10 protein-coding genes and 2 pseudogenes are annotated in these 12,736 nt (G+C 44.8%); 4 read left to right on the forward strand and 8 right to left on the reverse strand.

Annotated elements, in window-relative coordinates; all coding sequences use genetic code 11:
- The first annotated feature begins 18 nt into the window (after positions 1 to 18).
- The 3 genes from A3712_RS00925 to A3712_RS00935 all read left to right on the forward strand — a co-directional run bounded on the left by A3712_RS00925 (position 19) and on the right by A3712_RS00935 (position 3,336).
- Positions 19 to 1,041, forward strand: coding sequence for an ABC transporter permease (locus A3712_RS00925; protein ID WP_063521884.1), 1,023 nt, complete (start codon positions 19 to 21; stop codon positions 1,039 to 1,041).
- Between the two features lie 9 nt (positions 1,042 to 1,050).
- The gene (gene yejF, locus A3712_RS00930) at positions 1,051 to 2,670 is read left to right on the forward strand and encodes a microcin C ABC transporter ATP-binding protein YejF (RefSeq protein WP_063521885.1); all 1,620 of its coding nucleotides are present in this window, start codon (positions 1,051 to 1,053) and stop codon (positions 2,668 to 2,670) included.
- 126 nt (positions 2,671 to 2,796) lie between these two features.
- Positions 2,797 to 3,336, forward strand: coding sequence for an RNA-binding S4 domain-containing protein (locus A3712_RS00935; protein ID WP_063521886.1), 540 nt, complete (start codon positions 2,797 to 2,799; stop codon positions 3,334 to 3,336).
- A gap of 158 nt (positions 3,337 to 3,494) precedes the next feature.
- Here A3712_RS00935 and A3712_RS00940 read toward each other — a convergent pair whose 3' ends face one another.
- The 8 genes and pseudogenes from A3712_RS00940 to A3712_RS00975 all read right to left on the reverse strand — a co-directional run.
- The gene (locus A3712_RS00940) at positions 3,495 to 5,228 is read right to left on the reverse strand and encodes a sodium:solute symporter family transporter (protein WP_063521887.1); all 1,734 of its coding nucleotides are present in this window, start codon (positions 5,226 to 5,228) and stop codon (positions 3,495 to 3,497) included.
- Positions 5,221 to 6,216 carry a nuclear transport factor 2 family protein gene (locus tag A3712_RS00945; protein WP_063521888.1) on the reverse strand — a complete coding sequence of 332 codons (996 nt, stop codon included), beginning with the start codon at positions 6,214 to 6,216 and terminating at the stop codon, positions 5,221 to 5,223. The genes A3712_RS00940 and A3712_RS00945 overlap by 8 nt, the downstream gene beginning before the upstream one ends.
- Before the next feature lie 17 nt (positions 6,217 to 6,233).
- Positions 6,234 to 7,208 carry a nuclear transport factor 2 family protein gene (locus tag A3712_RS00950; protein ID WP_063521889.1) on the reverse strand — a complete coding sequence of 325 codons (975 nt, stop codon included), beginning with the start codon at positions 7,206 to 7,208 and terminating at the stop codon, positions 6,234 to 6,236.
- 512 nt (positions 7,209 to 7,720) lie between these two features.
- A complete protein-coding gene (locus A3712_RS00955) occupies positions 7,721 to 9,001 on the reverse strand; it encodes a TRAP transporter large permease (protein ID WP_063521890.1) in 1,281 nt (426 codons plus the stop codon).
- Complete coding sequence (locus tag A3712_RS00960; protein WP_063521891.1) at positions 8,998 to 9,561, reverse strand: TRAP transporter small permease; 564 nt, start codon at positions 9,559 to 9,561, stop codon at positions 8,998 to 9,000. Before A3712_RS00960 ends, A3712_RS00955 begins: the two co-directional genes overlap by 4 nt.
- A gap of 168 nt (positions 9,562 to 9,729) precedes the next feature.
- Positions 9,730 to 10,725, reverse strand: a complete 996-nt coding sequence (locus A3712_RS00965; RefSeq protein WP_063521892.1) for a TRAP transporter substrate-binding protein — start codon at positions 10,723 to 10,725, stop codon at positions 9,730 to 9,732.
- Positions 10,726 to 11,015: 290 nt separating this feature from the next.
- Entirely contained in the window at positions 11,016 to 11,981 is a 966-nt protein-coding gene (locus A3712_RS00970; protein ID WP_063521893.1) for a LacI family DNA-binding transcriptional regulator, read from the reverse strand.
- A 152-nt stretch (positions 11,982 to 12,133) separates the two neighbouring features.
- A pseudogene (locus A3712_RS00975) lies at positions 12,134 to 12,643 on the reverse strand (HpcH/HpaI aldolase family protein); the annotation flags it as partial.
- Between A3712_RS00975 and A3712_RS28780 the strand changes: the two are divergent.
- Positions 12,638 to 12,736: pseudogene (locus A3712_RS28780) on the forward strand (aldolase); the annotation flags it as partial. The pseudogenes A3712_RS00975 and A3712_RS28780 sit on opposite strands and share 6 nt — an antisense overlap.

Here is a 12,736-nt window from a genome sequence, read left to right on the forward strand (position 1 = left end):
CAAAGGTATTGATTAAAAATGTTTAGCAACCCTTTAGCTGAAGCTCGTTGGTTACGTTTTAAAGCAAACAAGCGTGGTTTTATCTCTTTGTGGATATTCACCTTGTTGTTTGGCTTGAGCCTGTTTTCAGAGATCATCGCGAACGATAAGCCATTATTGGTTTCTTATGATAATCAATGGTTTGTGCCTGTCATTAACGAATACGCAGAAACAGAATTCGGTGGGGAGTTTGAAACCGAAGCCGACTATAAAGACCCGTATGTAATTGACCTGATTAAAGAAAGTGGCTATATCGTTTGGCCTATCATTCCTTTCAGCTACGACACCATCAACTTTGATATCGCAGGCGCGGTACCATCGGAGCCTGACTCGGTGAACTGGTTAGGTACGGATGATAAAGGGCGAGATGTGTTGGCGAGGATTATTTACGGCTTTCGTATCTCAGTGCTCTTTGGTTTTGTTCTGACGATTGTTTCAAGTTTTATTGGCGTGGTCGTTGGGGCTACGCAAGGATATTACGGCGGTTGGGTTGACCTGTTTGGGCAACGTTTCATCGAAGTGTGGTCCGGAATGCCGACCTTGTTCTTGCTAATTATCTTGTCGAGTTTCATTGAGCCGAATTTCTGGTGGTTGCTAGGGATTATGGTGCTGTTCAGTTGGATGAGTTTGGTGGGTATTGTTCGCGCCGAGTTCTTACGTTGTCGTAACTTCGACTATGTACGTGCGGCACAAGCGATGGGCGTGGATGACAAGCGCATTATGCTTCGTCACATGTTGCCAAACGCTATGGTTGCATCACTAACCATGATGCCGTTTATCCTTTCTGGTTCGGTGACCACATTAACGTCGTTAGACTTCTTGGGCTTTGGTCTTCCTGCGGGTTCGCCTTCGTTAGGTGAGCTTCTGGCGCAAGGTAAAGCCAACTTACAAGCGCCTTGGCTTGGTATTTCTGCATTCGTTGTACTTTCTTTGATGCTTACGTTACTTGTCTTTGTCGGTGAAGCGGTACGTGATGCCTTCGACCCACACCAACAGAAGTAAGGATAGGTTATGACTTCAAATACAGCTCCTGCTTCTCCAGTGCTAACCATAGATAAACTGTCTGTCGGTTTTGGAAGAAAGAAGGCGATAGAGCAGGTAACTCACGATGTTTCTCTCGAAATATACAAAGGGGAAACACTGGCTCTGGTGGGAGAGAGTGGCTCGGGTAAATCGGTGACGGCTAACTCGATCTTAAAGCTACTGCCTAAAGGTTCGTCTCATTACTTGAGCGGAAAGGTTAACTTCTCTGGTAGCAACATCTTGAGTTGTTCTGAGAGGCAACTGCGTGGTATTCGTGGTGGCCGTATCGGAATGATCTTCCAAGAGCCTATGGTTTCGCTAAATCCGCTTCATCGAATTGGCAAACAGCTTGTTGAAACCCTAGCCATTCACCGCGGAATGCGAACCAATAAAGCGCAAGCCTTGGCGATAGAGTGGTTATCTAAAGTAGGCATCCGTCATCCAGAGCAAAAAATATTAGCCTATCCGCATGAGTTATCTGGTGGTGAGCGTCAGCGTGTTATGATCGCGATGGCACTGATCAATGAGCCGGAGCTGCTTATTGCTGATGAGCCAACGACTGCACTGGATGTGTCGGTACAAGCGCAGATTCTCGACTTATTGAAAGACCTGCAACAAGAGCTTGGCATGGCGATGCTGTTTATCACCCATGATTTGAGCATTGTTCGTAAGATTGCCGATAGAGTTGCGGTGATGAAGGATGGTCGCCTTGTGGAAAGCAACGACTGCCAGACACTGTTTAATGCGCCAGCTCAACCTTACACGCAAAAGCTAATCAATTCTGACCCTAAAGGCTTGCCTGTTACGGTGTCACCTGGCAGCCAACCGCTACTCGATGTAAATCAACTTCGAGTTTGGTTCCCAATTACGGGCGGCTTATTTAAGCGTACTATTTCGCATATTAAAGCGGTCACTGATATGGAGTTCACCCTTAAGAAAGGGCACTCAATTGGCTTAGTAGGAGAAAGTGGTTCAGGCAAGTCTACTACAGGTATGGCGATATTAAAGCTGGTGGAGAGTGAAGGTTCGATTACTTATGAAAGCGAACAGCTTCAAGGGCTAAACCGCCAGCAAATGCTGCCATTTCGAAGCCGCATGCAAGTCGTCTTTCAAGACCCATTCTCAGCTTTGAACCCAAGAATGTCGGTGGCACAAGTAATTGGTGAAGGCTTACGCGTCCATCAGCAGCTTGATGAGAGCGAACTGGACCAGCGTATCTGCGATGTGATGAAGGAGGTCGATCTTGACCCAGAAACGCGTCACCGTTACCCAAATGAATTTTCGGGCGGTCAAAGACAGCGAATTGCGATTGCACGAGCACTGATTCTGAAGCCAGAGTTTATCCTACTCGATGAGCCGACGTCTTCATTAGACAGAACGGTGCAAGCTCAGGTCTTAGACTTACTCAAGTCACTCCAAGAAAAGTACGATCTTACGTACCTGTTCATAAGCCACGATCTGAACGTCGTGAAATCCCTATGTCATTACACCATCGTGATGAAAGCGGGTGAGGTGATAGAGAAGGGCGACACCGAGACGCTGTTTCGCGCTCCTCAACACGAATACACCAAGCAGTTGGTGAGCCTCTCGAACGTGGGTGGCGTGTAAGTCGCCAATAGAGGCACTATTCTTTATAACAAGGGCGATCATGTTGAATTCAACATGGTCATTTAGTGGTTTTACTATTACACTGCGCCCAATATTTCAGAAGTACATATTTAGGTAGAGGTCATCATGGACCAAGAACATTACGAAGACGCTGACTACGAAGGTTACGAGCACGGCGAAGAAGGCGAAGAGATTGAAATCGAGGCGATTGGTGTCGATGTGTCATCTCAGCCAATTGAGCTCTACAAAGTGTTCAAGATCGCGAACTTAGTGAGTGGCGGTGGCGAAGCTAAGCACGTTATCTCTGAAGGCTACGTTGCGGTAAACGGTGAGTTGGAAACACGTAAGCGTCGTAAAATGTACGATGGTGACTTCTTTGAATTCAACCAAGAATACTATGTAGTGTGCTGTGATCAGCCAGTACAAGAAGTAGAAGATAAGCCAAAGAAAAAAGAAGCGGCTAAGAAAGACAACAAGTCGAAGAAAGGCCAGTCTAAAAAGGATTTTAAGAAGAAAGAATCTAAGAAAAGCACTGCTGAAATGTTGAGTGCTAAAGCAGAACCAAAGAAAGAGAAAAAGAAAGAAAACAAGCCGAAAAAGAAAGCGGACACGCCAAAGCCAACACGTGACGACAAAAGCGGCCGTAATTCTATCGAATTCTTCTAATTTACCGTTCTAAATTGCTGCTTAACTATCGGTCTAAAACGACTCTTCGATAGCTTATTAGCAGCGCTGAATGTGTCTTTAGCGTTCGCCAGATACTAAAAGGCTCACTGTGATAGTGAGCCTTTTTTGTTGTCGCTAGGTTAAGTTTTAGGAGAACCTTAGCTGACTTGTTCTACTTCATTTGATGGCTTAGAGCGTTTGAATGAGTAAATCATGTAACCAATGATACTTGCAGCAACAATAACAGAGCAGACTCGGATGAAGTTAATCAACATTGGTGCGTTCTCAATGAACTCGTTAATTCCCCAAAGTAGAACGAGTGAGAATACAAACATGACGAGCAGTCCCCAACAAGGTGCATCGATTTTACCCGGCACAACATACCAACCATCTTCTTTGATCGGCTTGTTCAAGCGAGCATATTCTGCCTGTTGACCTTTGACTGTATAAAGGTGCATTTCTTTTTGTTTGCCAGTTAGCAGCAGGCTTGCAGCGTAGGCGACAATCGCATTCACGAAAACACCGATGACACAGTACCAAGGCCAAGCAATATCAGTCGCTACTGCTACATACCAGATTGCTAAGAAGCTAGCTGCGACACCAATTAATAGTCCTTTTTCTGTAATATGTTTGGAGTAGAAACCAAGCACGAACATACAGAAGTTTGCGCCTACAAAATAGGAGCCCGCTTTACTCAGTATTTCTAAAACTGAGCCTGTGCTGGTTGCAAACATGAAGGCTGGAATGATGATACATAGCGCCCACATAACCGTGAAGAAACGCGATGCTTTTAGGTAATGTTCCTCTGACTCATTTTTCTTGTAGAAGCGTTTATAGAAGTCAGTAACAGAGACGGTAGCCATAGAGTTAAAAGCGGAGTCTAAGCTCGACATACTTGCTGCAAGAATAGCTGCCGCAATGATTCCCATCAGCCCTGGCATACCGTATTCACTGGCATAGTGCAGGATAATGGTATTGCCATTCTCGAACTCTTTACCATCGTAGTAAGCGTTAAATAACACGCCTAATAGAATGAATACGAAGTAGATGAAGAAAGCAACGTAGCCCATCATTAGCATCGCTTTTTTCGCATCACCCATATTTTTAGCCGCCATACAGCGTTGAACCATCATTTGGTTACCGCCATACACAGTCGTGTGGAACATTGTCATTGCGATAACGCCAGCCCATACCGTGGTCACTTGGCTTAAATCTAAATTGGTTTGCAACGCATTGGTCATGCCTTCTGCTTTAAGGTTTTGCATCACTTCAGTCATTGGTTGTGGCATGCCATTCCAAACGGCTTCGATGATGATGAACGCGCCAAGAAACAGAATGACCGCTTGAATGACATCTGTCCAAATAACGGCGGCAATTCCCCCCATTACGGTATAGATTAGCGCGATAACAGTGACGATGATGATGCAGTAAGTCACGTCGATGCCTGTAATGAACTCGAGGATTAACGAGGTCGCATATAAGACCGCAGCTGAGCTTATCGCCTGTTTAATTAAGAAAATCAGAGACAGAGTGATACGAGAAGCTTTTCCAAAGCGTCGTTCTTGATATTCATAAATCGAAGTGAGGCCGTTGTTGTAGAAAAACGGCATAAACACGGCAACGATAAAGAAAATCACCAGAGGGTAGTTTAGGTGGATAGCAATCACCGACAAGCCTTCTTTGTAAGACCAAGCTGGCCCACCCAAGAAAGACATCGCACTGACATAGGTACACACAACAGAGATACCTATAGCCCACCATGGAATATTTTTATCACCTAACGCAAATTGGTTAGCGGAAGTAACACGTCTGCCAACTAGTGCCCCCATAACTAAAGTTAGGACGACATAGGTTCCAAGAATTGTCCAGTTTAAAGCGCCAAAATCATACATGCTCACATCCTTTTAATTGTTCTTCCATTTGCTCAAACAGATCGTATCCAAGCTGTTTTAAGATGTGTGCGATATCGATAGCAACCCAGTTCTCCTTGAGTAGTTTGCCTTCTCTTCGCCAGATATCCATAACGCGAAGCTCGATGTGCTTACCTGTCGGTGTTAACCCTAACCAGCCACTGCTGCCGGTATGTGTCCCATGCATGTGTGGCCAACCGCCTGTGGATACGTAGTCATTTTTGGACAAAATATTGAGCTCTATATCGACACTTCGGTCAGGGAAGGCAAAGACAAATGGTCCTTGATGGTGGTCGCGGAAACCTTGGATACCACGAGTCGTACCAATCCCAGCCGGTCCGTACCACATAAAGTCGTCATGCCAGTAGTTTTCTAGATCCATTGAATCAAGGCGTTTACCATCAAATCGGCCCAAGCAAGCCAACATATCTAGCACCAATTTCTGGCTTTTCTGACTCTCTTCAGTGTCGACGCTACCTGCATATATGCCATCTTGAGTCGCTGGGGCAGGGACTAATCCAGCATGGCCTAGGCTCTTACGTAACGGATTCACGCCAGCTTGGTTCATTGCATCGATAAAATCAGGGATTAGATAGGACTCAATAATTTGACCATCTTGGGTGCAAACCATTTCGGTGTAGCGTAAGTAGAGTGTTTTTCCTGTTGCTGGGATACCAAACAACGGTTTTGCAAATGTGCCAACAAAGTAGCCGGTAGAGTTTACCCAAGTGCGGCCTTCGTACTCACCTTGCATAATGATTGAAGGTCGTCGTTCAACATCAGGTAGCGAGTTTACTAGCGGTAATAGAAACGCTTGCTCAGTCGTATCGACACCAGAGACGTCGTTAATCGGATGAGCGACACACCATTTAACGTCAGCATTTAGCATCTCTTGAGCTACTTGAGTCCGTTCGGATGAGTGAGCGTTAAAATAGGTTCTGTAGAAATTTTCTATTAAGCTGTTCAACATAATACTTCCTTATATAGTTAACCGATTTGGATGAGAATCTGTTTCCAGACAGCACTTTCATCAAGTAGCGTGAATTCTCTGCGTAGGCCCCAAGGCCCAAACTCTGCATGGCTGATACCCATGATGTAAACGTCTTTTCCTGTAGGCTTTCCAAACATACCGTAGCCTTCGTGCTTGCCTTGTAGCGACCAACGAATAGCTGCACGTGGTGACATCATTTCGTCATTGCGACCAATACGGTGGTGAATTTTGAACTCCGCGTTCGGAAATGAAGAGCGCAGTGACATCCAAAACTGGTCAATCTCGCTATGAGAGAGTGCAGTTTGACCGCCCGTGTATTCGCCAATACAAGCTCGGTCATACTCTTTTGGTATTACCGAGAACTCAGCACTCATTACACGTCGCAGTATGTCTTCATAGCGCTGACCGTATTGATTGTCATTTCCTACACCAAGGTAAGGGCCTTGAATGTCGACTTGGGGAGTGAAAGGGAAGGGGCATTGCTCAACGCCACCCTCTATTTCGATTTGCTGACGAGCGTACTCTTCTGACGTCATACCCAGTTGGTTTGCAATCGCAGCGATGTCTCGGATCATCCACTCGTCATTGATTTGGTTATTGATGGCATGGCAGTCAGCGATAATTCGAAACTTAAGTGTTTTGTTTGTGGCTTTACCAAATACACCATCATTAGTGTGAGTAGCTGTTGAAATGATTCGATGTGATGAGAGCATGCCTTGCTCAGGAGTCCCTGACCAAATAACGTCTTCACCTAATAAGGTACGGTTCGGGAACTCGGCTAGTGTGCCCATGGTCGCGCTGATGACCTTTTCGTTTCCCTTGGTGATGGAGAGTGGTGTACGGACGATAATGTCAGGTGAGTAATAGTTATGTAGGGTACTCAGACCTCGATCTTCCCAAATTTCTTTAGTGATGCCTAATATGTAATCCGGAAAATCTTGCCATTTAGAATCAAAGCCAACCATAGCCATTAATCACCTCCTGATGCGTCATGAAATTAGTTATTGGATTATTTTTGGTTACGTATCCAATATTGCCTTTTGTTATCACTGTGTCAATGAGGTGTTTTGCATATGTTTCTTTATTGTGGGTTTGATCTGTTTTTTAACAACTCTCAAAATACGGTTGTCAGTCAGCTAATTGAGTGATGGTTCACTGTTTATCGAGTGTATACAAACAAAATAATTAAGTTTAAATGTAGTGTTTATCCACATAACCAATTGTATTTGTTGGTTTTGTCTTGGGTGTGGTGAGGTGGGTATTAAACCAGAGAACACTCTGTGACGATTTGTTATATCGAAGTGATGACGAGAGAAAATTTAGAGTAATGATTCTTATACGATGGGGTTTTAATCAGGTTGTTAATTTTTTGTTTACATTCTTTGATTAGAAATGGATTCGAATGCAACGATAACTTTAGGAATGGTTGGATTGAAAAAGCCACTCAAAGATGAATATTGAGTGGCTTTGTTGATGGGAACGCTTAAGACAATAATTCTGGGAGGAACAGTGATATCGCTGGTACAAAAGTAATGATCATCAAAGCGACGAGCATGGCACCAATCCAGCCTAAAATCGCCCGAGACAAGGATTCAATCGGCACGTTACCTACTTGGCTGGCCATAAATAAGTTGGCGCCGAGTGGGGGAGTGACAAACCCGATGGCTAAGTTCACGATCATCACGATACCAAAGTGGATTGGATCCATTCCTAATGCGGTCACGATAGGCAGCAGGATTGGAGTTAAGATAACAATCGCCGCTAATGTCTCCATGAATGTACCAACGATCAGTAGCAATGCGGTGATACATAGCAAAATGAGCAGCTTGTTTTCCGTGATAGAGAGAATGAACTGTGCGATTTCGGTTGGTAGACGCTCAAGCGTTAGGATTCGACCAAAGGTAACTGAAGCGCCCACAATCACAAGTACTGCTCCTACCAACAATGAAGATTCTAAAATGATCTTCACTACCTTGTTGTAATCCAGCTCTTTGTAAACAAACATGCCGAAAAACAAGCCGTATAACACACCAATCGCTGCAGATTCAGTTGGCGTGAATACACCAGAGTAGATGCCGCCAAGTATGATTACGGGTAATAGTATTGCCCAAATCGCTTCTTTAAGCGCTGCCATTCTCTCTGGCCACGTTGCCTTTTTATCGTTACCTTCGTAGCCTCGGATTTTCGATACGATCAAACAGTAACCGATGAGGACGAGTCCGACGACAACCCCAGGGATAATGCCGGCCATGAACATTTTCGTTGCGGATACTTCTGCAGTAATGGCATACACGATCATTACAACAGATGGTGGAATAATTACACCGATACCGCCGGAAGAGGCAATCAATGCACCAGCAAAGCTTCGGTCGTAGCCTTTTTTCACCATAGATGGAATCATGGTTAAGCCAATCGCCGCAACGGTTGCTGAACCTGTACCAGAGATAGAAGCAAAGAACATACACGCAACGATCGCCACAATCCCTAAACCACCGGTGAAGTGACCAAAGAAGACTTCAGCAACATGCAAAAGACGTTTTGATATACCGCCTTGGCTCATTAAGTTACCGGCCAATGTGAAGAGTACTACGGCCAATAGTGGGAAAGAGTCTAAGCCTGTCACCAAGCCCTGAACTAAAAATTCGATATTTAAGAAGGGTAGGCTCAAGATTGCCAGCATGCTGGCACCTGCGAGTGCGATACCTACGGGAACGCCAATAAGAAGCAGTAATCCGAAACTACCAAATAACAAAGCAGAGGTCATAAGCTCAGCTCCAACAAGCGGTTAGAAGTGCGGTGTTTTGCTTTCAAGTGGCGGTAACGGTGTTGCGTTAGTCGAACCGACTTTGGTGAGTAAGCAATAATTGAAATACGCTTATTGATGCTAACGACAAGGCGAATGGCACTGAGTACGGCACAAACAAGTACAGAAGCATATAAGCATGCAATCGGGATTTCCATTGCTGGAGCGATTTGGCCTAGTTTTAGGCTTCGACCAATCACTTTGAAACCAAACCAGGCAACGGTATAGCTGAAGGCAAGGTAGATAAGGTCTGAAAGAATCAAACTGTAGTGGGTTAGATTACCCGGTAGTTTGTCTATGAATAGGCGAATGCGAATATGTCGATCATCACGAATACAGTAGCTGATGCTTAAGTACATCGCCCAAACGAAAAGGTAGCGGGCAAGTTCTTCTGCCCAAGCAATTGAAGCGTCAAATAGGCGCAATGCTATCTGTAAACAAAGAAGCGCGGTCATCAACGAGATAGAAAGTACGATCAGTGTTGGTTCGAAGTATCGGTCGAACAGGCGAAACCATTTCATACGTAACTCCAAAGAGTATTGAAAAGGGCATTGAATGCCAATGAATGAACTGCATCTCAGGCTTTAAAGCGGTTTGTCTGTAAAGTAATAAAACTGCTTTAAAACCAAGCCTCAAAGCCTGAGTCAATAACGGGCACCAATGAAGGGCTAGCAATCGTGATCAGTGAATTAGAGTTGCTCTATTTCTGTGATCACACTGTCGAATAGCGCTTCACCAGTTTTGCTACGAAGTTCTTGGTAAACCGCTGCATTCATCTTTTCTTTCATTTGAGTACGAACGTCGGTTGGCACTACGTTTACTGTCATGCCTTTCGCTTCAAGCTCTTTGATGACTTCTTGGTTCTGTTTCGCTGCAAGATCACGCTGTACCGCGATAGTTTCTTGGCTTACTTCATTGATAAGCGCCTGTTGATCACTCGGTAGAGAGTCCCAGAACTCTTTATTCATGAATAGCACGTAGTTAGTGTAAATATGGTTAGTGAGCGATAAGTACTCTTGTGCTTCATAAAAACGCTCAGCGTAAATTGAGTAAACCGCGCTCTCTTGTGAATTGATTAAGCCTTGTTGTAACGAAGTGAAGATCTCACCCCAAGAAAGCGGTGTCGGTGCCGTACCTACCGATTTCCAAGCACTGATTTGCGTCGGGTTAGACGCTGAACGAATCTTTAAGCTGTTCAAGTCTTCAATGTTGTTAATAGGTTGCTTGTTATTGGTGATGCTGCGGAAGCCAACTTCCATGAAACCTAAGCCATGAAAGCCTTTTGATTCCATTGAATTAAGAAGTGGTTTGCCGATCTTGTCGCTGTCCAATGCTTTGTGTGCTTGCGCTTCGTCTTCAAACAGGTAGAAGACATCAAGTACGTTGAACTCAGGTACGTAAGGTGAAAGCAGTACCGATGCACCAAACGTCATCTGTAAGTTACCTTGCTGAACAAGCTCTGTGGTTTCTCTTACATCGCCTAGTTGACGGGCAGGGTAGATTTCAACTTCAAGTTCTCCGTTAGAGCGAGATTCCAACTCTTTTTCGAAGTGAAGCATTGCTTTATGGACGGGTGATGTTTCTTGGCTGTCGTGAGCAAGGCGGATCACATTGCTTGCAAAGGTATTCATGCTAGACAGCGTTAAGCCGAGGGCAGTAATCGAGGTAAAGATTGCGCGTTTCATCGTTCTTCCTTGTTCATCACATGGCTTTTATGTGCATTCATTTGAGCCATGTTGTTCAGTGGGTTATTTATCCGCACTTCATATCCTAATTTTGCATACGAATCCAAAATATAAACACAGAGCTAACAAGTCAATAACAATTGGAGCGATTTAATAGTGAAGTTAATATGAATAGGCGAATTTTTAGACGAGATCACAGAAAAAGCCCTAACTTGAGATTAGGGCTTTTAGTTTAAATTTATCGATGTTGAGCAGGTTGATTTGCAGCGAGCTTGTGAAAGGAAAGCTGGCTAAGAGCCTTTGGCTGTACTCCCTCGCTCAATAATGATGCCAGATTCAAGCAGGTATTCGCCTTTAGCGTCCACGTTATCGTTGATGCGCTGCATTAAGTCTTCGACAGCTCTTCGCACGATTTTATCGGTAGGCTGAGCAATAGTAGTGAGGTCATAGCTTGGCCAAGAGGCCATTGGGATATCATCCACTCCCATCACTGCAAAGTCTTCTGGAATATGGCATCCGAGCTTTCTAAGACCGTCCATAACACCCATAGCTAGGATATCATTGGCACAGAACACAGCATCAGGTTTGGATGTATGCTCCATTAACTCTTTGGCTGCCTCTAACCCCGCTTCAAAACTGTATTTGGCATTGATGAAGATAGGTGAAGCTGCTTCACGAGTTTTTGCGGTCTCAGAGAAGCCAAGCCAACGTTTATCACTGGTCATTGAGCCAGCATCACCACTGACATAAGCCAGTTGTTGGTAGCCCTTATCCAGCAAATAATCCGCCGCTTGCGTGCCAGCTCTTTGGTTATCTAGGCCTGCGCTGTTCGCATTAATGCTTTCTGTATAACGGTTGATAAGGCTTAAGTGAACGCCAAACTTTTCACATTGTGCGAATGCTCGGGAAGTAAGACGGCTGGTAGCAATGATTAAGCCATCAACTTGATATTCAATCGCACGTGAAATGGCAAGATCCAAGTCGTCTTTATCGATAGGGCAAAGGACAACTTGGCCACCGCGCTTTTGAATTTCCATCGCGAGAGCACGAGATTGCAAGTCGTACATTGGGTTTGATTCGCTATCAAGTGCGATAGCCACTAGCCCTGAACGATTGGATATAAGGCTACGAGCGATCGCATTTGGCGTGTAGCCAAGCTTGGTCGCGGCATCCATAACCATTTTACGTTTCTTCTCACTAATACTCGCTGTCGGACTGAATGCCCGAGAAACGGTAGACTGAGAAACGCCAAGCATTTTGGCAACATCAATAGAGGTAACTTTCGCTTTTATGGTGAATCTCCTTATATCGCGATAAATCCAAGCGCCACCTTGACCAGGTCAACAGGTCCGAATGAGCAAGGCTCGATAATTACAATACGTGTAACATTTGAAATCACAAAGAAAATTTATGAATTCATGACGGCTTGCTCATTTCGAAAGCCATCAATGATCATTTTGTGTTCAGAACCGACGCAAAAGAAATTAACGCCGAGCTCTTTCCATTGACGAGCCGCTTGAGCATTTGCGACAAACATACCAACGGGCTTGTTAACTTGCTGAGCTGCTTTGATTATTTTAATGCTCGCTTCTCGCACGCATTCATCATTCACACTTTCAGCTCCGTAAGACACGGACAAATCGACTTGTCCAATGAACAGTGCATCAATGCCTTCCACTTTTGCAATCGATTCTGCGTTTACCACACCTTCTGGGTCTTCAATTTGTGCAATGACAACCGTGTTGTACTGGCTGTCCTTTAGGTGATTGGCCATCGGTTTGGTTGCGTATTTTGCTGCGCGGCTTGAGCCTGCATAGCCTCGACCACCTTCACCGTAATGGGACATCTTCACTAACTTTTCTGCTTGCTCGGCACTGCATACATGTGGGATCTGGATTCCTGTCGCTCNGCAATTAACAAGCCCGTTGGTATGTTTGTCGCAAATGCTCAAGCGGCTCGTCAATGGAAAGAGCTCGGCGTTAATTTCTTTTGCGTCGGTTCTGAACACAAA

The organism is Vibrio sp. HI00D65, assembly GCF_001635455.1.
Classification (GTDB): Bacteria; Pseudomonadota; Gammaproteobacteria; order Enterobacterales; family Vibrionaceae; genus Vibrio.